At 56.8% G+C, this 19,278-nt stretch carries 21 protein-coding genes and 1 pseudogene; 18 read left to right on the forward strand and 4 right to left on the reverse strand.

The features are described 5' to 3' along the window. Positions 1 to 34: 34 nt before the first annotated feature. Positions 35 to 1,078: an aminopeptidase gene (locus tag Electrica_RS04640; RefSeq protein WP_141963660.1), complete on the reverse strand. Its 1,044-nt coding sequence runs from the start codon at positions 1,076 to 1,078 to the stop codon at positions 35 to 37. Between the two features lie 247 nt (positions 1,079 to 1,325). Here Electrica_RS04640 and cysG point away from each other — a divergent pair, with 247 nt between their 5' ends. From cysG to rpoS, 13 genes are all read left to right on the forward strand, one after another. After that, on the forward strand, positions 1,326 to 2,732 hold the full coding sequence (gene cysG / locus Electrica_RS04645; RefSeq protein ID WP_160703333.1) for a siroheme synthase CysG: 1,407 nt from the start codon (positions 1,326 to 1,328) through the stop codon (positions 2,730 to 2,732). A gap of 9 nt (positions 2,733 to 2,741) precedes the next feature. Then, a complete protein-coding gene (cysD, locus tag Electrica_RS04650) occupies positions 2,742 to 3,650 on the forward strand; it encodes a sulfate adenylyltransferase subunit CysD (RefSeq protein WP_004866959.1) in 909 nt (302 codons plus the stop codon). A 9-nt stretch (positions 3,651 to 3,659) separates the two neighbouring features. Continuing rightward, on the forward strand, positions 3,660 to 5,087 hold the full coding sequence (gene cysN / locus Electrica_RS04655; RefSeq protein ID WP_141963662.1) for a sulfate adenylyltransferase subunit CysN: 1,428 nt from the start codon (positions 3,660 to 3,662) through the stop codon (positions 5,085 to 5,087). Then, the gene (gene cysC, locus Electrica_RS04660) at positions 5,087 to 5,692 is read left to right on the forward strand and encodes an adenylyl-sulfate kinase (protein ID WP_141963664.1); all 606 of its coding nucleotides are present in this window, start codon (positions 5,087 to 5,089) and stop codon (positions 5,690 to 5,692) included. The genes cysN and cysC overlap by 1 nt, the downstream gene beginning before the upstream one ends. A 48-nt stretch (positions 5,693 to 5,740) precedes the next feature. Continuing rightward, the gene (locus Electrica_RS04665) at positions 5,741 to 6,067 is read left to right on the forward strand and encodes a DUF3561 family protein (RefSeq protein WP_100684533.1); all 327 of its coding nucleotides are present in this window, start codon (positions 5,741 to 5,743) and stop codon (positions 6,065 to 6,067) included. A 140-nt stretch (positions 6,068 to 6,207) separates the two neighbouring features. Beyond that, positions 6,208 to 6,519, forward strand: coding sequence for a cell division protein FtsB (ftsB, locus tag Electrica_RS04670; RefSeq protein ID WP_004866952.1), 312 nt, complete (start codon positions 6,208 to 6,210; stop codon positions 6,517 to 6,519). Positions 6,520 to 6,538: 19 nt separating this feature from the next. Continuing rightward, positions 6,539 to 7,249 carry a 2-C-methyl-D-erythritol 4-phosphate cytidylyltransferase gene (ispD, locus tag Electrica_RS04675; protein WP_100684534.1) on the forward strand — a complete coding sequence of 237 codons (711 nt, stop codon included), beginning with the start codon at positions 6,539 to 6,541 and terminating at the stop codon, positions 7,247 to 7,249. Next, complete coding sequence (gene ispF / locus Electrica_RS04680) at positions 7,249 to 7,728, forward strand: 2-C-methyl-D-erythritol 2,4-cyclodiphosphate synthase (RefSeq protein WP_131048958.1); 480 nt, start codon at positions 7,249 to 7,251, stop codon at positions 7,726 to 7,728. Before ispD ends, ispF begins: the two co-directional genes overlap by 1 nt. Beyond that, complete coding sequence (gene truD / locus Electrica_RS04685) at positions 7,725 to 8,774, forward strand: tRNA pseudouridine(13) synthase TruD (protein ID WP_141963666.1); 1,050 nt, start codon at positions 7,725 to 7,727, stop codon at positions 8,772 to 8,774. The genes ispF and truD overlap by 4 nt, the downstream gene beginning before the upstream one ends. Next, positions 8,755 to 9,516 carry a 5'/3'-nucleotidase SurE gene (gene surE / locus Electrica_RS04690; RefSeq protein WP_100684537.1) on the forward strand — a complete coding sequence of 254 codons (762 nt, stop codon included), beginning with the start codon at positions 8,755 to 8,757 and terminating at the stop codon, positions 9,514 to 9,516. The genes truD and surE overlap by 20 nt, the downstream gene beginning before the upstream one ends. Next, positions 9,510 to 10,136 (forward strand): protein-L-isoaspartate(D-aspartate) O-methyltransferase, encoded by a 627-nt coding sequence (locus Electrica_RS04695; RefSeq protein ID WP_100684538.1) that lies wholly within the window; start codon positions 9,510 to 9,512, stop codon positions 10,134 to 10,136. Before surE ends, Electrica_RS04695 begins: the two co-directional genes overlap by 7 nt. Positions 10,137 to 10,260: 124 nt before the next feature. Further along, on the forward strand, positions 10,261 to 11,382 hold the full coding sequence (gene nlpD / locus Electrica_RS04700) for a murein hydrolase activator NlpD (RefSeq protein WP_100684539.1): 1,122 nt from the start codon (positions 10,261 to 10,263) through the stop codon (positions 11,380 to 11,382). 153 nt (positions 11,383 to 11,535) lie between these two features. Next, a complete protein-coding gene (rpoS, locus tag Electrica_RS04705; protein WP_004866938.1) occupies positions 11,536 to 12,528 on the forward strand; it encodes an RNA polymerase sigma factor RpoS in 993 nt (330 codons plus the stop codon). Between the two features lie 55 nt (positions 12,529 to 12,583). On the opposite strand, the gene Electrica_RS04710 is transcribed toward rpoS, so the two are convergent. Beyond that, positions 12,584 to 12,961: a DUF4440 domain-containing protein gene (locus tag Electrica_RS04710; RefSeq protein WP_141963668.1), complete on the reverse strand. Its 378-nt coding sequence runs from the start codon at positions 12,959 to 12,961 to the stop codon at positions 12,584 to 12,586. 105 nt (positions 12,962 to 13,066) lie between these two features. Between Electrica_RS04710 and Electrica_RS04715 the strand changes: the two are divergent. Further along, positions 13,067 to 13,240, forward strand: a pseudogene (locus tag Electrica_RS04715) (LysR substrate-binding domain-containing protein); the annotation flags it as partial. Here Electrica_RS04715 and Electrica_RS04720 read toward each other — a convergent pair. Beyond that, positions 13,237 to 13,656 (reverse strand): MarR family winged helix-turn-helix transcriptional regulator, encoded by a 420-nt coding sequence (locus tag Electrica_RS04720; protein WP_131048956.1) that lies wholly within the window; start codon positions 13,654 to 13,656, stop codon positions 13,237 to 13,239. The pseudogene Electrica_RS04715 and the gene Electrica_RS04720 sit on opposite strands and share 4 nt — an antisense overlap. A 171-nt stretch (positions 13,657 to 13,827) precedes the next feature. Here Electrica_RS04720 and Electrica_RS04725 point away from each other — a divergent pair, with 171 nt between their 5' ends. From Electrica_RS04725 to Electrica_RS04745, 4 genes are all read left to right on the forward strand, one after another. After that, positions 13,828 to 14,421, forward strand: coding sequence for a non-oxidative hydroxyarylic acid decarboxylases subunit B (locus tag Electrica_RS04725; RefSeq protein ID WP_142255837.1), 594 nt, complete (start codon positions 13,828 to 13,830; stop codon positions 14,419 to 14,421). Further along, positions 14,421 to 15,848 (forward strand): non-oxidative hydroxyarylic acid decarboxylases subunit C, encoded by a 1,428-nt coding sequence (locus tag Electrica_RS04730; protein WP_141963670.1) that lies wholly within the window; start codon positions 14,421 to 14,423, stop codon positions 15,846 to 15,848. The genes Electrica_RS04725 and Electrica_RS04730 overlap by 1 nt, the downstream gene beginning before the upstream one ends. 10 nt (positions 15,849 to 15,858) lie before the next feature. After that, a complete protein-coding gene (locus Electrica_RS04735) occupies positions 15,859 to 16,095 on the forward strand; it encodes a non-oxidative hydroxyarylic acid decarboxylases subunit D (RefSeq protein WP_141963672.1) in 237 nt (78 codons plus the stop codon). 337 nt (positions 16,096 to 16,432) lie between these two features. Beyond that, positions 16,433 to 16,585 carry a Hok/Gef family protein gene (locus tag Electrica_RS04745; protein WP_100684545.1) on the forward strand — a complete coding sequence of 51 codons (153 nt, stop codon included), beginning with the start codon at positions 16,433 to 16,435 and terminating at the stop codon, positions 16,583 to 16,585. A 124-nt stretch (positions 16,586 to 16,709) separates the two neighbouring features. Here the strand turns inward: Electrica_RS04745 and mutS are convergent, their stop codons facing one another. Continuing rightward, positions 16,710 to 19,277: a DNA mismatch repair protein MutS gene (gene mutS / locus Electrica_RS04750; protein WP_142255838.1), complete on the reverse strand. Its 2,568-nt coding sequence runs from the start codon at positions 19,275 to 19,277 to the stop codon at positions 16,710 to 16,712. Position 19,278: the final 1 nt, after the last annotated feature.

The following is a 19,278-nucleotide window of genomic DNA, read 5'->3' on the forward strand; positions in this document are numbered from 1 at the left end:
ACGACGAGGGCTTTTCATATCGTCGGCCAGCAGATTAGCTGTGCTTCTCTGCCTTCGCCAGCTCTTTTATCAGCGGCAGCATCACCTTGACGACATCGCGGCTGCGGCGTTCGATACGCCCCGGCAGAGCTTTATCAATATACTGCTGGTTATCGAACTGCACGTCATGCCAGAGGGTTCCTTGCGGGAAGGCGGCGGATTTGTTGCGCTGCTGATGGCCATCTTTCTTACCCGGCGACCAGTTCGTGGCCTCCACGGACAGGACCGGGATCCCCACGCTATCAAAAATGCTGGCGTCATTACAGCAGCCGGTCCCCTGCGGAGAATCATGGTTGAGGCCTGGATGGGTATAGGCGGCGATCCCTTTGCTGCGCGCAATGGCCAGCGCGCGGTCTCGGGTGAGTTTGCGAATCGAGGCGGGAGTGCTGCGCCCGCTATTAAAATAGAGCTTATCGCCAACCACCAGGTTATCGAGATTAATCACCAGCAGCGTATTTTTCTTCTCCGCATCGTTCATTCGTTTCAGGACATTTTGCGCGCCGAGATTACCTTCTTCTTCGCCGCTTGAAGCAATAAAGCGGATGCCATAGTGGGTGGGCACACTTTTCAACCGCTCGGCCAGCTCCAGCAACACGCCGACGCCCATGGCATTATCGTCGATGCCCTGCAAAGTCAGACCACCAAGGTTGCGTTCGACGTCAGCATCGCTCATCGGGGCATAGGTATCGAGATGGGCTATCACAATGATCTGCTGGCGAGCCGCGCCTTCGTGGGCGGCAATGACGGTGCTGCCGGTGACGTTTTGCCAGTTTTTCCGTTTATCCGTATTGCTGTAGATATAGCGCGCATGGAAGCTGCGGATGTCGCTTTGATAGCCCATTTGGGCAAACTGCTGACGCACATAGTCCGCTGACAGCATTTCTGCGGGTGAACCGGTCATTCTTCCGGGAAAAACAGTCGCGATATGACGAGCCTGGGTATTTGCGGTTTCGCCGATGGCGCTGAAAGCCGGGGCGGAGAAGACAAAACCTGCGCCAAGCGCCAGGGGAAGGAGGCGGCGGCACAACGCGGAAAACATAGCGGGGGTCCTTTCTCGAGGGAAATATTTAACGCCCTTAGTATGAAACTGTGACTGCGGTTAAACAATTTCATTTCCTCTTAAATAGCGGAAAAGTCGCGCGTTAAGCACTTTTTGATATTTGTTTTTTCAGGTCGTTATTCTTTTGAGTAACTACTCATTCCATTTAGTAATTTCATTTGCTCTAAACAGCACCCTATAGTCGCTCTATGACTGATTGTAAGCGGGTTGTTGCAACGTGGACTATTTGCCCTTATTTGCCGAACTGAAAGCAAAACCGGTGCTGGTTATTGGCGGCGGGGACATTGCGGCGCGCAAAATTATGTTCTTGCGGCGGGCAGGAGCCAACGTGCAGGTCGTGGCGGCAGCCTTATGCGAAGACGTCGCCGCTCTGGTTGAGCGTCAGGAGATTCAGTGGCGGGCCCACGAATTTGAAGAACCCCAGCTCGACGACGTCTTTTTAGTGATTGCCGCGACCGACGATGACGCGCTCAATCAGCGGGTTTCCGCTGCCGCCAGCGCCCGTTACCGGTTGGTGAACGTTGTCGATAATCAGCCGCTCTGCTCGGTGGTTTTTCCCTCCATCGTGGACCGCTCTCCGCTGCTGATCGCCATTTTCTCCGGCGGTTCGGCGCCGGTACTGTCCCGGCTGATTCGCGAAAAAATTGAAGCTTTACTGCCGACCAATCTCGGACGCGTTGCCGAAGCGGCAAGCTACTGGCGGCAGCATATTAAAACCCATCTGACGACCACCGCAGCGCGGCGGCGCTTCTGGGAGCGGGTCTTCAATGGCCGCTTTGCCAGTCTGATGATTGCCGGAAATAAAGCCGCCGCCGATAAGGCGCTGGAAGAAGAACTGTATCAGCCGGAAAAACGGCTGGGTGAAATTATTCTCGTCGGCGCCGGACCGGGCGATGCCGGGCTGCTGACGCTGCGCGGCCTGCAGGCGGTACAGAAGGCGGACGTGGTGTTTTATGACCACCTGGTGACGCCGGAGATCCGCGAGCTGGTGCGCCGCGACGCCGAGATGATTTGCGTGGGTAAACGCGCGGGCGAACATTCGGTGCCGCAGCATGAAACGAACCAGATGCTGGTCGATGCGGCGCGAGAAGGCAAAACGGTGGTGCGCCTGAAAGGCGGCGATCCGTTTATTTTCGGACGCGGCGGCGAAGAACTACAGGCCGCCGCCGATGCAGGGATCCCGTTTCAGGTGGTCCCGGGCGTAACGGCTGCCGCCGGGGCGACGGCCTATGCCGGCATTCCGCTGACCCATCGCGATTACGCCCAGAGCGTCACCTTCGTCACCGGTCATTACAAGGCCGACAGCGCCGCGCACGACTGGTCGCTGCTGGCGCAGAGCCGTCAGACGCTGGCTATCTATATGGGCACGATGAAAGCGGCGGAGATTAGCGCGCAGCTTATCGCCCACGGCCGGGACAGCAATACGCCGGTGGCGGTAATTTCTCGCGGTACCCGCGCCGATCAGCAAACGATAACGGGCACATTACAGCAGCTCGAAGAGCTGGCGAAAGATGCTCCGATGCCCGCTCTGCTGGTGGTGGGCGAAGTGGTGCAATTACACCAACAGCTCGCCTGGTTTCAACAAACAACTCAAGCAGATGCGTTTAACGCGTCTGTGGTGAATCTGGCTTAAGGAACGGTTATGGACCAAAAACGACTCACTCACCTGCGGCAACTGGAGGCGGAAAGCATCCATATTATTCGCGAGGTGGCCGCCGAATTCTCTAACCCGGTGATGATGTACTCCATCGGTAAAGATTCCAGCGTTATGCTGCATCTGGCGCGTAAAGCGTTTTATCCGGGAACCTTGCCTTTTCCGCTGCTGCACGTTGATACCGGCTGGAAATTCCGCGAAATGTATGAATTCCGCGACCGTACTGCCAAAGCCTACGGCTGCGAACTGCTGGTGCACAAAAACCCGGAAGGGGTGGCGATGGGGATTAACCCGTTTGTTCACGGCAGCGCCAAGCACACCGACATCATGAAGACCGAAGGTCTGAAGCAGGCGCTGGACAAATACGGCTTTGACGCCGCGTTCGGCGGCGCCCGTCGCGACGAAGAAAAATCCCGCGCCAAAGAGCGTATCTACTCTTTCCGCGACCGTTTCCACCGCTGGGATCCGAAAAACCAGCGTCCGGAGCTGTGGCACAACTACAACGGCCAGATTAACAAGGGCGAAAGCATCCGCGTGTTCCCGCTCTCCAACTGGACCGAGCTGGATATCTGGCAGTACATCTATCTGGAAAATATTGAAATCGTTCCGCTGTATCTGGCGGCCGAGCGTCCGGTGCTTGAGCGCGACGGTATGCTGATGATGATTGATGACGATCGTATCGATCTGCAACCGGGCGAGATGATCAAAAAGCAGATGGTGCGCTTCCGTACTTTAGGCTGCTGGCCGCTGACCGGCGCGGTGGAATCCAACGCGCAGACGCTGCCGGAGATTATTGAAGAGATGCTGGTCTCCACCACCAGCGAGCGTCAGGGTCGTATGATTGACCGCGACCAGGCCGGCTCCATGGAGCTGAAGAAACGTCAGGGGTATTTCTAAGGAGCCGCCATGAACACGACCATTGCCCAACAAATTGCTAATGAAGGCGGCGTAGAAGCTTATCTGCACGCGCAACAGCACAAAAGCCTGCTGCGTTTCCTGACCTGCGGCAGCGTCGATGACGGGAAAAGTACCCTGATTGGCCGCCTGCTGCACGATACCCGGCAGATTTACGAAGATCAGCTCTCATCGCTGCATAATGACAGTAAGCGTCACGGTACGCAGGGTGAAAAACTGGATCTGGCGCTGCTGGTGGATGGCCTGCAGGCTGAGCGCGAGCAGGGCATCACCATCGATGTCGCCTATCGCTATTTCTCCACCGAGAAACGCAAATTTATTATCGCCGATACGCCGGGGCACGAGCAGTACACTCGCAATATGGCCACCGGCGCTTCCACCTGCGATCTGGCGATTCTGCTGATGGATGCGCGCAAAGGCGTGCTCGATCAGACCCGCCGCCACAGCTTTATCTCGACGCTGCTGGGAATTAAAAACCTGGTGGTGGCGGTGAATAAAATGGACCTGGTGGATTTTAGCGAAGAGACGTTTAATCGCATTCGCGAAGAGTATCTCTCTTTTGCGGAGCAGCTGCCGGGCGATGTTGATATTCGCTTTGTTCCGCTTTCTGCCCTCGAGGGGGACAATGTCGCAACCCAGAGCGCCAGTATGCCGTGGTACAGCGGCCCGACGCTGCTGGAAGTGCTGGAAACCGTTGAAATTCGTCGCGTGGTGGAAAGCCAGCCGCTGCGTTTCCCGGTCCAGTTTGTTAACCGGCCCAACCTCGATTTCCGCGGTTTCTCCGGTACCGTGGCTTCCGGCAGCGTGACGGTCGGACAGCGCCTGAAGGTACTGCCGTCGGGCGTGGAGTCGAGCGTGGCGCGTATTGTGACGTTTGACGGCGACCTGCAGGAAGCCGGCGCCGGTGAAGCCATCACCATCGTGTTGAAAGATGAGATTGATATCAGCCGCGGCGACCTGTTGGTGGATGCGCAGGTGACGCTGCCTGCGGTGCAAAGCGCCAGCGTGGATGTGGTGTGGATGGCCGAACAGGCGTTATCCCCGGGTCAGAGCTATGACATCAAAATTGCCGGCAAGAAAACCCGCGCTCGCGTCGACGGGATTCGCTATCAGGTTGATATCAATAACCTGACCCAGCGTGAAGTCGAGTCGCTGCCGCTGAACGGGATTGGCCTTGTCGATTTGACCTTCGACGAGCCGCTGGTACTGGACAAGTATCAGCATAACCCGGTCACCGGCGGGCTGATCTTCATCGATCGGCTGACCAACGTGACGGTGGGCGCCGGTATGGTGCGCGAACCGCAGGAACAACGTCAGGCGTCGGCATCCTCCTACAGCGCGTTTGAACTGGAACTGAACCAGCTGATCCGTAAACACTTCCCGCACTGGGATGCGCGCGACCTGCTGGGAGGCAAGTAATGGCCCTGCATGACGAAAACGTCGTCTGGCACGCCCATCCGGTCACCCGGCAGCAGCGCGAACAGCACCACGGCCATCGCGGGGTGGTGCTGTGGTTTACCGGGCTGTCCGGCTCTGGTAAGTCTACCGTTGCCGGTGCGCTGGAAGAGGCGCTGCATCGACTGGGCGTTAGCACCTATCTGCTGGATGGCGATAACGTGCGGCACGGCCTGTGCAGCGATCTCGGTTTTAGCGATAGCGATCGTAAAGAAAATATTCGTCGCGTCGGGGAAGTGGCGAAACTGATGGTTGATGCCGGGCTGGTGGTGTTGACCGCCTTTATCTCCCCGTACCGCGCTGAACGCCAGATGGTGCGTGAGCGCCTGGGCGAAGGGACCTTTATCGAAGTGTTTGTCGATACGCCGCTGGCTATCTGCGAGGCGCGGGATCCAAAAGGGTTATACAAGAAGGCGCGTGCGGGTGAATTGCGCAACTTTACCGGGATAGATTCGGTGTACGAATCGCCAGAAAAGGCGGAAATTCATCTGGATGGTGAACAATTGGTAACAAATTTGGTGCACCAACTATTAGACCTCCTCAGACAGCAAGATATTATCAGATCCTGAAACGGCGGCGGCATTGAGATGCTGGTCGCCAGGTCAACAGGATTCGATATGCGCAATACCCAGAACATCAGTCTTATTCGTCCGGAACCGCCCGCGGTGTCCCATGACGAGACCACCTGGTCTTTGTCAGGCGCCGCCGTGGGTTTTATTTCATGGCTGCTGGCGCTGGGTATTCCCTTCCTCATGTATGGCAGTAATACGTTATTTTTCCTTCTCTACACCTGGCCCTTTTTTCTCGCCTTAATGCCGGTCGCCGTTGTGGTTGGGATTGCGCTGCACTCGCTGTTGAGCGGTAAGCTCCTGTACAGCGCATGCGCGACGATTTTGACCGTGGGGATGATGTTTGGCCTGCTGTTTCTCTGGCTGCTGGGATAGTCCTTTCTGCGTATGAATCAAGCCTGGGTATCGGCGACAGAAATGTGTTACAGTCCCCGCGTTACGCGGCGTCGTCCGCGCGTCGGAGTGAAATACTCGGGCGAGTTATGGGATGATGATGCCGTTTTTCAGGGGGCAGAATGGGTAAATTAACGCTGCTACTATTGGCTTTGCTGGTCTGGCTACAGTACTCGCTGTGGTTCGGTAAAAATGGTCTGCATGACTATAGCCGGGTGAATGATGACGTCACCGCGCAGCAAGCCACTAACAGCAAATTAAAGGCGCGCAACGATCAACTCTTTGCGGAAATCGATGACCTTAACGGCGGTCAGGAAGCGATCGAAGAGCGCGCACGCAATGAACTAAGCATGACCCGCCCGGGCGAAACATTTTATCGTCTGGTCCCGGATGCGTCTAAGCGCAACCAGGGGTCGACGCAGAACAATCGATAAACAAGCCCAGGATGACGACATGGCAGCCACTTTTCCGGGTGTTTGCGCCGTGGTGCCGGCGGCCGGTTTTGGCCGCCGTATGCAAACGGAATGCCCGAAACAATATCTCTCAATCGGTAACAAAACGATTCTCGAACATGCGGTCGCCGCGCTGCTGGCGAACGCGTGCGTGCAGCGCGTGGTGATTGCCGTCAGTCCCGGCGATATCCGCTTTAGCCAACTGCCGCTGGCCACCCATCCACAAATTACCGTCGTCGACGGCGGCGCCGAGCGCGCTGACTCCGTACTGGCTGGTCTGCAGGCGTTGCCCGAAGCCGAATGGGTGCTGGTGCACGATGCCGCGCGCCCGTGCCTGCACCAGGACGACCTCCGGCGCCTGCTGGCGCTGCGCGAAACCAGTCGCGTGGGTGGCATTCTCGCCGCGCCGGTGCGCGATACCATGAAACGCGCTGAACCCGGCAAGGGGGCTATTGCGCACACCGTCGATCGCAATGACCTATGGCATGCGCTGACGCCGCAATTTTTCCCGCGTGAATTACTCCTCCAGTGCCTGACGCGCGCGCTTAATGAAAGCGCGACCATCACCGATGAAGCCTCGGCGCTGGAGTACTGCGGCTTCCATCCCGAACTGGTGGCCGGACGAGCTGATAATATTAAAGTGACGCGCCCGGAAGACCTGGCGCTGGCAGAATTTTACCTTACCCGTTCCCGACACCAGGAGAAGGCTTAATGCGAATTGGACATGGTTTTGACGTACACGCTTTTGGTGGTGAAGGCCCAATCATTATTGGTGGGGTACGCATCCCTTACGAAAAAGGGCTGTTGGCCCATTCCGATGGCGACGTGGCGCTGCACGCGCTGACCGATGCCCTGCTGGGGGCGGCGGCGCTGGGGGACATCGGTAAGCTGTTCCCGGATACCGACCCGGCCTTTAAGGGCGCCGACAGCCGCGAACTGCTGCGCGAAGCCTGGCGGCGGATTCAGGCCAAAGGCTATACCCTCGGAAACGTGGATGTCACCATCATTGCTCAGGCGCCGAAAATGCTGCCGCATATTCCGCAGATGCGTGTCTTTATCGCCGAAGACCTCGGCTGCCATATGGATCAGGTCAACGTCAAAGCCACCACTACCGAGAAGCTCGGTTTCACCGGCCGCGGTGAAGGCATCGCCTGTGAAGCGGTGGCGCTGCTGCATAAGGTTCAGTCATGATCGCTTTCAATGACCTCACCTGGCTGCACGGTAAACCACAGGGGCAGGGGATACTGAAAGCCAACCCGGAAGATTTCGTGGTGGTCGAAGATCTCGGCTTTGCGCCGGATGGCGAAGGTGAGCATCTGCTGGTACGGATTCTGAAAACGGACTGCAATACGCGGTTTGTGGCTGATGCGCTGGCTAAGTTTCTTAAAATCCATGCGCGTGAAGTGAGTTTTGCCGGGCAGAAAGATAAGCATGCCTTGACCGAACAGTGGCTGTGCGCCCGACTCCCGGGCAAAGAGATGCCCGACCTGAGCAAGTTTCAGCTGGAAGGTTGCCAGGTGCTGGAATACGCGCGGCATAAACGCAAGCTGCGGCTCGGCGCGCTCAAGGGCAACCAGTTTACTCTGATTCTGCGGGAAATCAGCGATCGCGACGATGTCGTGCGGCGTCTGCAGGCTGTTGCCGCGCAGGGGGTGCCGAACTATTTCGGCGCCCAGCGCTTTGGTATTGGCGGCAGTAATCTGCTGGGCGCGCTGCGCTGGGCGGAGAGCGGCGCAGCGGTTCGCGATCGCAATAAACGCAGTTTTTGGCTGTCGGCGGCGCGTAGCGGCTTGTTTAATCAACAGGTCAGTATTAGATTAAAAAAACCGGAATTTAATCAGGTTGTTGATGGCGATGCGCTACAATTAGCGGGGCGCGGGAGCTGGTTTGTCGCCACCTCTGAGGAGCGCATGCAGCTGCAGGAGCGGGTTGATAACCGTGAACTGCTGATTACGGCGGCGTTACCGGGAAGCGGTGAGTGGGGCAGCCAACGCGAGGCGCTGGCCGCCGAGCAGGCGGCTGTTGCCGAAGAGACGCCGCTCCAGGCTCTGCTGGTGCGTGAAAAAGTTGAAGCGGCGCGCCGGGCGATGCTGCTCTATCCGCAGCAGATGAGCTGGAACTGGTGGGATGACGTAACCGTTGAACTGCATTTCTGGCTACCAGCGGGCAGCTTCGCCACCAGCGTGGTAAGGGAACTTATCAATACAACGGGTGACTATGCGAATATTGCTGAGTAACGATGACGGGATTCATGCGCCGGGCATTCAGACCCTGGCGAAGGCCTTACGGGAGTTTGCTGAGGTCCAGGTAGTTGCACCCGATCGTAACCGCAGTGGCGCATCAAATTCCCTGACCCTCGAGTCTTCGCTACGCACTTTCACTTTCGATAACGGCGATATCGCCGTCCAGATGGGGACGCCGACGGACTGTGTCTATCTCGGGGTTAACGCCCTGATGCGTCCCCGTCCGGATATCGTGGTTTCCGGCATTAATGCCGGTCCCAATCTCGGCGATGACGTTATCTACTCCGGCACTGTCGCTGCCGCAATGGAAGGCCGACATCTCGGCTTTCCGGCCCTGGCCGTCTCCCTGAATGGCCATCAGCACTATGACACCGCGGCGGCCATCACCTGCTCTATCCTGCGGGCTTTAAGCCGCGAGCCGCTGCGTACCGGCCGTATCCTCAATATCAATGTGCCCGATCTGCCTCTTGAGCAGATTAAAGGCATCCGCGTGACCCGCTGCGGTAGCCGACATCCCGCCGATCAGGTTATTCCGCAAAAAGATCCGCGCGGCAATACGCTGTACTGGATTGGCCCGCCGGGAGAGAAGCACGATGCCGGGCCGGATACCGACTTTGCCGCCGTCGACGAAGGCTATGTCTCCGTGACGCCGCTGCACGTTGATTTAACCGCCCACCAGGCTCACGGGATGGTGGCCGACTGGCTGGATCGCGTCGGAGTGGACACTCAATGGTAAGCAAACGTGTTGAAAGCCTGCTGAATCAGCTGCGTACTCAGGGCATTGTTGACGAGCGTGTGCTGGAGGCGATAGCCCAGGTACCGCGTGAAAAATTCGTTGATGAAGCCTTCGAACACAAGGCGTGGGAGAACACGGCATTACCTATCGGCCAGGGGCAAACCATCTCGCAACCCTACATGGTGGCGCGGATGACGGAGCTTCTGACGCTGACGCCGGAATCGCGGGTGCTGGAGATTGGCACCGGTTCAGGCTACCAGACGGCGATACTGGCACACCTCGTTCATCATGTGTGTTCGGTCGAACGAATTAAGAGTTTACAGTGGCAGGCGCGTCGTCGCCTGAAACAACTTGATTTACATAATGTTTCAACCCGTCATGGCGATGGATGGCAGGGTTGGAAGGCACGCGCTCCCTTTGATGCGATTATCGTCACCGCCGCACCGCCGGAAGTGCCGCCTGCGCTGCTGGCGCAGCTGGATGAGGGAGGCGTGCTGGTATTACCGGTCGGCGAGGTGCATCAGTTTCTGAAACGGATCCGTCGTCGCGGTAATGAATTTGTGATGGATACCGTTGAAGCCGTACGCTTTGTTCCCCTGGTGCAAGGGGAGCTGGCATGAGACCCGGATTAATCCAGGTTTTTTTTGCCTGACTTTAGGCGTAGGGTGGACACATTTTCAGTGTCCTGGCCGGGTGTTGTCCGGTAAGCAAGATATTGGCTGTTAACATATTCCTGGGGGATAAATGAGCGCGGGAAGCCCAAAATTTACCTTAAGCCGTATTGCGGCGTTATCATTGGTTTCACTCTGGCTGGCGGGGTGTTCAAACACCAATCATCCGCCAGCACCGGTTAGCACGGCGGGTGGAGCCCCATCCTCGGGAACGAATTCCGGGATGCTGATCACTCCGCCGCCGACGACAGGATCCGCCATTGTTCCGCGCACACCTCAGGTACAGCCGGTTCAGACGCCAGCGCCGCAGGTTCAGCCGATGGCCCAGCAGCCGGTGCAGACCGTGAACGGTAAGATAGTCTATAACCGTAAATATGGCGATATTCCGAAAGGCAGCTATACGGGCGGTAGCACCTATACCGTGAAACGCGGCGATACGCTGTTCTATATTGCATGGGTAACAGGCAACGATTTCCGTGACCTCGCGCAACGCAACAACATCCCCGCGCCGTACGGCCTGAACGTCGGTCAGACGCTGCAGGTTGGCAACTCCGCAGGCCAGCCGATCACCGGTGATAACGCCGTTGCTGCGGCAAGCGTGCGGGCAAGTGGAGGTGCGACGGCGGCCTCAAATACTGCACAAAAATCGACCGCGGTGGTTGCGTCACAACCAACTATTACGTATTCTGAATCCTCAGGTGAACAGAATGCTAATAAGATGTTGCCGAACAATAAGCCAGCGACGACTGTCGTTGCGCCAGTGACGGCTCCCGCTGTTAGCAGCAACCAACCGACTGCAAGCAGTACGTCAACCAGTTCGCCTATCTCCACATGGCGCTGGCCGACTGATGGCAAGGTTATCGAGAACTTTAGTGGCGCAGAAGGCGGCAATAAAGGTATTGATATTGCAGGCAGTAAGGGACAGGCTATTGTCGCGACCGCTGATGGGCGCGTCGTCTATGCCGGTAACGCGCTGCGCGGTTACGGTAATCTTATTATCATCAAACACAACGATGATTACCTGAGTGCCTACGCTCATAACGATACAATGCTGGTCCGGGAACAACAGGAAGTTAAAGCGGGGCAGAAAATCGCTACCATGGGTAGCACCGGCACCAGCTCTACAAGATTGCATTTTGAAATTCGTTACAAGGGGAAATCCGTCAACCCGCTGCAGTATTTACCGCAGCGATAATTTGGCGAAGTACGGATAAGCGTCGCATCAGTTAACCGACGTCAGGCCGGTCGCAACTGCCCCTTCACCGGGGCAAAACGTCTCCGTCTGGCGTCGTTGAATGATGTATCGCGAAGGTGCTTTGCTCAGGGATCACGGGTAGGAGCCATCTTTATGAGTCAGAATACGCTGAAAGTTCATGATTTAAATGAAGACGCGGAATTTGATGAGAACGGAGTCGAGGTTTTCGATGAGAAAGCCTTAGTAGAAGAGGAACCCAGTGATAGCGATCTGGCCGAGGAAGATCTTCTGTCGCAAGGCGCCACGCAACGCGTGCTGGATGCGACGCAGCTCTATTTGGGTGAGATTGGTTATTCCCCACTGCTGACGGCCGAAGAAGAAGTTTATTTCGCCCGTCGCGCATTGCGTGGTGATGTGGCTTCACGCCGCCGGATGATTGAAAGCAACCTGCGTCTGGTGGTGAAAATTGCTCGTCGTTATAGCAATCGTGGTCTGGCGTTGCTGGATCTGATTGAAGAGGGCAATCTGGGGCTGATCCGCGCGGTTGAGAAGTTTGACCCGGAACGTGGGTTCCGTTTCTCGACCTATGCCACCTGGTGGATTCGTCAAACGATTGAACGGGCTATCATGAACCAAACCCGTACCATCCGTTTACCTATCCATATTGTCAAAGAGCTGAACGTCTATCTGCGTACCGCGCGTGAGTTGTCCCATAAGCTGGACCACGAGCCGAGTGCGGAAGAGATTGCCGAGCAGCTGGATAAGCCGGTTGATGACGTGAGCCGTATGCTGCGTCTCAATGAGCGTATTACCTCAGTGGACACGCCGCTGGGCGGCGATTCGGAAAAAGCGCTGCTGGATATTCTGGCCGATGAGAAAGACAACGGTCCGGAAGACACCACGCAGGACGATGATATGAAACAAAGCATCGTTAAATGGCTGTTCGAACTGAACGCCAAGCAGCGTGAAGTCCTGGCGCGTCGTTTTGGCCTGCTGGGCTACGAAGCCGCTACGCTTGAAGATGTTGGTCGTGAAATTGGTCTGACCCGCGAACGCGTACGTCAGATCCAGGTAGAAGGCCTGCGCCGCCTGCGGGAAATCCTGCAAGGACAGGGGCTGAACATCGAAGCGCTATTCCGCGAATAAGCCATTTTCCTCTCAAAAAGGCCCGATCGGACGATCGGGCCTTTTTCTTTGCATACTACGCCTGTCGGGTCTCGTGTAAATGACGCCACAAAATGCGCCCTTCAGCTTTCCTGAATAAGACCGTTGACCAACGGATGGTCTCGCCCTGTTCGGGCAAACACTGCCTTTCCCGATAGCATATCACCGCGCCATCGCGCCATTCGGCGAGAGTGGCCGTGCTATCAATGGCGATGCGCAAGCCTGGACGACTGCCGCCTGAGGTAGCAAAGAAAGCGCTGAGCGCCTGATGGTTCATCACGTTTCCGCCGATACCGATCATTGAAAAATCAGGGGAAAAGCGTGCCATTAAGGCCTCTACCGCGCCTTGTTTCTGACTCAGCCAGTTTTCAATAGCCACATGGGCGTCGATCGTTTCCTGAATATACGGGTTCATGGGGTCTCCATTTTTTTGTGCAGGCGCGTGACTATCGCTATTGTTACGATCCACGCGACGGCTCACGCTCACCGAGGCGGGGTCGCTGTTCTATCATCGCGGCCTGGCGTTACCCTGCTGCCCGAGTGACTGGTGGCACCGGCGCTGGCGGAGCACAAACTGGTGCAGGTGGTGCCGGAGTTTACCTTTCCCCCGCAGGGCGTGTATGCGCTCTATCCGGACGCGCAGCATGTCCCGACCAGGGGCCGGGCGTTTATCGATTTCTTACGCCAGCGCTAATCTTTTGTTTCTTGCGCGATCAGCTTGTGGATGATTTGCGAGAACTGTTGGCGCTCTGCGTCGCTCAACCGTCCCAGGAACTCGTCATCGACGGCATTTCCCAGCGGTACTGAATGTGCCAGCAACGCTTCACCTTCCGCGGTTAAATAGACAAACCGGCGACGTTTATCCGCCGGATCGTGTTCGCGACGGACCAGTCCGCGGCTCTCCATACGGCTGAGCATTTCCGCCAGCGTCGCTTTCGTACTGACTGCCGCTTCCGTCAGCGTGACCTGTTCAATTCCCGGGTGCTCTGCAATCGAGCGCATCACCGCATACTGGGGCTTAGTCAGCTCCGGCAGTTCGTGCTGCCAGCGGGCGGTGTGCTGCTGGAAAAGCTGGCGCAAGAGGTGGAACGCCTCGTTTCTTAACTCCATGGGAACTCCGTAAAAAAACGTCGGCTCTATAATAGCCGTTTGCGACGCTTTTACGCATCTTTCCCGCATTTGATTAAAAATGCGGCCAACCGTGAACGCACTTGCACGCGATGGGTATCAGGCGTAGTTTTAATAAAAACGTTCGTATACGAACGATATGTGGAGGAAATGATGAAGCTGATTGTCGGGATAACCGGTGCCACCGGTGCTCCGTTGGGTGTCGCGCTGCTTAAGGCGCTTCGCGGGATGCCGGAAGTGGAAACCCATCTGGTGATGTCGAAGTGGGCTAAAACCACGATTGAACTGGAAACGCCGTATAGCGCTCGTGAAGTGGCTGAACTGGCCGATTTCTCACATAGCCCTGCTGACCAGGCCGCCATCATCTCATCAGGCTCCTTTCGTACCGCGGGCATGATTGTCATCCCCTGCAGTATGAAAACGCTGGCCGGAATTCGTGCGGGTTATGCAGAAGGGTTGGTTGGACGTGCGGCGGATGTGGTGCTGAAAGAGGGGCGCAGGCTGGTGCTTGTCCCACGGGAAATGCCGTTGAGCACTATCCACCTGGAAAACATGCTGGCCCTGTCCCGTATGGGGGTGGCGATAGTGCCGCCGATGCCTGCTTATTACAACCATCCGGCAACGATTGAAGACGTGACTGACCACGTTGTCACGCGAGTTCTGGATCAGTTTGGTCTTGAGTACCACAAAGCGCGTCGCTGGAACGGACTACGGGCCACAGAGAATTTTTCACAGGAGGATAAATAATGGCTTTTGATGATTTGCGCAGCTTTTTACAGGCGCTGGACGACCAGGGGCAATTGCTGAAAATTTGTGAAGAAGTGAACGCCGAACCGGATCTGGCTGCCGCGGCTAACGCCACCGGGCGTATCGGCGATGGGGCACCGGCGCTGTGGTTTGACAATATTCGCGGCTTTACCGATGCCCGGGTGGCGATGAATACCATCGGTTCGTGGCAGAACCATGCTATCTCGCTGGGTCTGCCGGCTAACACGCCGGTGAGGAAACAGATTGATGAGTTTATCCTCCGCTGGGATGCATACCCGGTCACGCCGGAGCGCAGGGCTAACCCGGGGTGGGCGGAGAATACCGTCGACGGCCAGGATATTAACCTGTTTGATATTCTGCCGCTGTTTCGTCTGAACGATGGGGATGGTGGTTTTTATCTCGATAAAGCCTGCGTCGTCTCGCGCGATCCGCTCGACCCCAACCACTTTGGCAAGCAGAACGTCGGAATCTATCGCATGGAGGTGAAGGGCAAACGCAAGCTCGGCCTGCAGCCTGTCCCCATGCATGATATCGCGCTACACCTGCACAAAGCCGAAGAGCGCGGCGAAGATCTGCCAATCGCTATTACATTAGGCAATGACCCGATTATCACGCTCATGGGCGCAACGCCGCTGAAGTACGATCAGTCGGAATATGAAATGGCGGGTGCGCTGCGTGAAAGCCCGTATCCGATTGCCACCGCACCGCTGACCGGTTTTGATGTGCCGTGGGGGTCGGAGGTGATTCTTGAAGGCGTTATCGAGAGCCGCAAACGTGAAATCGAAGGCCCGTTCGGTGAATTTACCGGTCACTACTCCGGCGGGCGCAATATGACGGTGGTGCGCATCGATAAAGTTTCTTATCGCACGAGACCGATTTTTGAATCGCTGTACCTCGGTATGCCGTGGACCGAAATTGATTATCTGATGGGCCCGGCGACCTGCGTACCGCTATATCAGCAGCTCAAAGCTGAGTTCCCGGAAGTGCAGGCTGTCAATGCCATGTATACCCACGGCCTGCTGGCGATTATCTCGACCAAAAAACGCTACGGCGGTTTTGCGCGGGCGGTTGGCCTGCGGGCAATGACCACGCCGCACGGCCTGGGTTATGTGAAGATGGTGATTATGGTTGATGAGGACGTTGACCCGTTCAACCTCCCTCAGGTGATGTGGGCACTGTCTTCGAAGGTCAATCCGGCGGGAGATTTGGTACAGCTACCGAATATGTCCGTGCTGGAGCTTGACCCTGGCTCCAGCCCGGCGGGAATTACCGACAAACTGGTTATTGATGCCACCACGCCGGTTGCGCCGGATCTCCGCGGCCACTACAGCCAGCCGGTGCGGGATCTCCCTGAAACCAGAGCCTGGGTTGAAAAACTGACCGCCATGCTGGCCAACCGTAAGTAAGGAGAAAAAGATGATGTGTCCACGTTGCGCCGATGCGCAGATTGACGTGCTGGCGAAGTCGCCGGTAAAAGATGTCTGGACTGTGTTCCAGTGCCAGCACTGTTTCTATACCTGGCGCGACACCGAACCGCTGCGCCGTATTAGTCGCGAGCACTACCCGGAAGCATTTCGGATGACCCAGAAAGATATTGATGAGGCGCCGATGGTGCCGAGTATTCCGCCGCTGCTGGCGGAAGATAAAGGCTAAATAAACGGGGCCGCGCAGTCGGGCCCTTTTTATATTTCTCTTATCAATGAAAAAATCTTTATTAATTAAAATTCAAAATAACGTAAAAGATTAACGGCATATCAATATTTGCGAGTCTTCTCGCAATCTAAAATAATTCCATTCCGTTTTATTCCGGTGGGGTAATTTTGTCGACCAGGTGAGTATAGAATAACGGCGGGTGCTTGAGGCTGTCTGGCTTTGAGCATTGACAGGGTTCAGACAGGCGAAAGCCCCAGGAGATATTTCTATCAACTGAGGCTGGCGTTTGAACCTGAACAATTCAGATGTTAGTCTCTTCTTTGCAGGGAGGCAAGACATGCTGACAAAATATGCCCTTGTGGCAATCATTGTACTGTGTATTACGGTGCTGGGATTTACGCTAATGGTACGCGGCTCATTGTGCGAGCTGAATATTAAAGAGCGTAGTATGGAGTTTAAAGCTGTTCTCGCTTACGAACCGAAGAAGTAGCAACCGCGCGGGGGCGACCCCGCGTATTGGTTGTCAGGTCGCATCCTCTCGCACCCATTTATTTTTGTAAAAGGGCAGCGCTTAGCGGGCTGCCCTTTTGTCGCTTCAGCGGAACAAGAAGGCGTTACACCAGGCTCTTCAGCCGGTAAATCCACTCCAGCGCCTGACGCGGGGTCAACGAATCCGGATCGAGGTTCTCCAGGGCTTCTACCGCCAGCGAGGTCTCCTCCGGGGCGGAGAGCAGCGACATCTGCGTACCGTCGACCTGCGTGGCGGCAACGCCTGGGGCAATGCTCTCCAGTTCGCGCAATTTCTGCCGCGCGCGCTTAATCACCTCTTTAGGCACGCCCGCCAGCGCGGCAACCGCCAGACCGTAGCTTTTGCTGGCGGCGCCATCCTGGACGCTGTGCATGAAGGCGATGGTATCGCCATGTTCCAGCGCATCAAGATGGACGTTCGCCACGCCTTCCATTTTCTCCGGCAACTGGGTCAGTTCGAAGTAGTGGGTGGCAAAAAGGGTCAGTGCCTTAATCTTATTGGCCAGGCTTTCCGCACAGGCCCACGCCAGCGACAGGCCATCGTAGGTAGAGGTCCCGCGGCCGATTTCATCCATCAGTACCAGGCTGTGTTCGGTGGCGTTGTGCAGAATATTGGCGGTTTCGGTCATTTCGACCATGAAAGTGGAACGGCCGCTTGCCAGGTCATCGGCCGCGCCGACGCGGGTAAAGATGCGATCGATGGGGCCGATTTCAACTTTTTCCGCCGGGACGTAGCTGCCTATCCAGGCCAGCAGCGCAATCAGCGCAGTCTGACGCATATAGGTACTTTTACCGCCCATATTCGGGCCGGTAATAATCAGCATCCGCCGCTGCGGGACCAGATTTAATGGGTTGGCGATAAAAGGTTCTTTCAAAACCTGCTCAACCACAGGGTGGCGGCCTTCACTGATGCGGATACCCGGTTTATCGCTAAAGGTCGGGCAGCAGTAGTTCAGGGTTTCCGCACGCTCGGCGAGGTTTACCAGCACATCCAGCTCCGCCAGCGCGCTGGCGCTTTGCTGAAGGTCGGCAAGGTGCGGCAGCAGCATATCGAACAGCTGCTCGTAGAGCTGTTTCTCCAGCGCCAGCGCTTTCCCTTTCGACGTCAGTACTTTGTCTTCATACTCCTTGAGTTCCGGAATAATGTAGCGCTCGGCGTTTTTCAGCGTCTGGCGACGGACGTAGTGAATCGGGGCGTGCTGGCTTTGGCCGCGGCTGATCTGGATGTAGTAACCGTGAACGGCATTGTAACCGACCTTCAGCGTGTCCAGCCCTAGCCTTTCGCGTTCGCGAATTTCCAGCTTATCGAGATAATCGGTGGCGCCATCCGCCAGCGCGCGCCATTCATCGAGCTCTTCATGGTAGCCGGGGGCAATAACGCCGCCGTCGCGCACCAGCACCGGCGGCGCATCGATAATCGCGCGTTCGAGCAGTTCGCGCAGTTCGCTGAACTCGCCCATTTTATCGCGCAACTTCTGGACCGGCGCGCAGCTGACGTCGGCCAGCATCTCGCGCAGGGTAGGCAGCTGCTGGAACGCATGACGCATGCGGGCGAGATCGCGCGGACGCGCGGTGCGCAGCGCCAGTCGCGCCAGAATACGTTCCAGATCGCCCACCTGACGCAGCACCGGCTGCAGTTCGCTATAACGCTCCTGCAGTGCGCCGATGGTTTGCTGACGTTCGACGAGCACCACCGTATCGCGCACCGGCATATGCAGCCAGCGTTTGAGCATCCGGCTGCCCATCGCGGTTACGGTGCAGTCGAGCACCGACGCCAGCGTATTGTCGAAACCACCGGCCAGATTCTGGGTTATCTCAAGGTTACGGCGGGTTGCCGCGTCCATGATAATGCTGTCCTGCTGGCGCTCCATCGTGATGGAGCGAATATGCGGCAGGGAGGTGCGCTGGGTATCTTTGACGTACTGCAACAGGCAGCCGGCGGCGCAAAGACCCCGTGGCGCGTTTTCGACGCCGAAACCGACCAGGTCGCGGGTGCCAAACTGTAAATTCAGCTGCTGGCGCGCGGTGTCGATTTCAAACTCCCATAGCGGACGGCGGCGCAGGCCGCGGCGGCCTTCAATCAACGCCGACTCGGCAAAATCTTCGGCATACAGCAGTTCAGCCGGGTTGGTACGCTGCAACTCGGCGGCCATGGTTTCACGGTCGGCCGGTTCGCTCAGGCGAAAACGACCGGAGCTGATATCCAGCGTCGCATAGCCAAAGCCTTTGCTGTCCTGCCAGATAGCGGCCAGCAGGTTATCCTGACGCTCCTGCAGCAGCGCTTCATCGCTGATGGTGCCGGGCGTGACGATACGCACCACCTTGCGCTCGACCGGACCTTTGGTGGTGGCCGGGTCGCCAATCTGTTCGCAAATGGCTACCGATTCGCCCTGATTGACCAGTTTGGCAAGGTAGTTTTCCACCGCATGGTGTGGGATTCCGGCCATAGGGATCGGCTCGCCCGCCGAGGCACCGCGTTTGGTCAGCGAAATATCGAGCAGTTGCGATGCGCGTTTCGCATCGTCATAAAACAGCTCGTAAAAGTCCCCCATACGATAGAACAGCAGGATCTCCGGGTGCTGAGCTTTCAGCTTAAGATACTGCTGCATCATTGGCGTATGGTCTGAGAGATCCTTGTCGACAGACTCTTGCATA

Origin of the sequence: Klebsiella electrica (assembly GCF_006711645.1) — a bacterium.
Classification (GTDB): Bacteria; Pseudomonadota; Gammaproteobacteria; order Enterobacterales; family Enterobacteriaceae; genus Klebsiella; species Klebsiella electrica.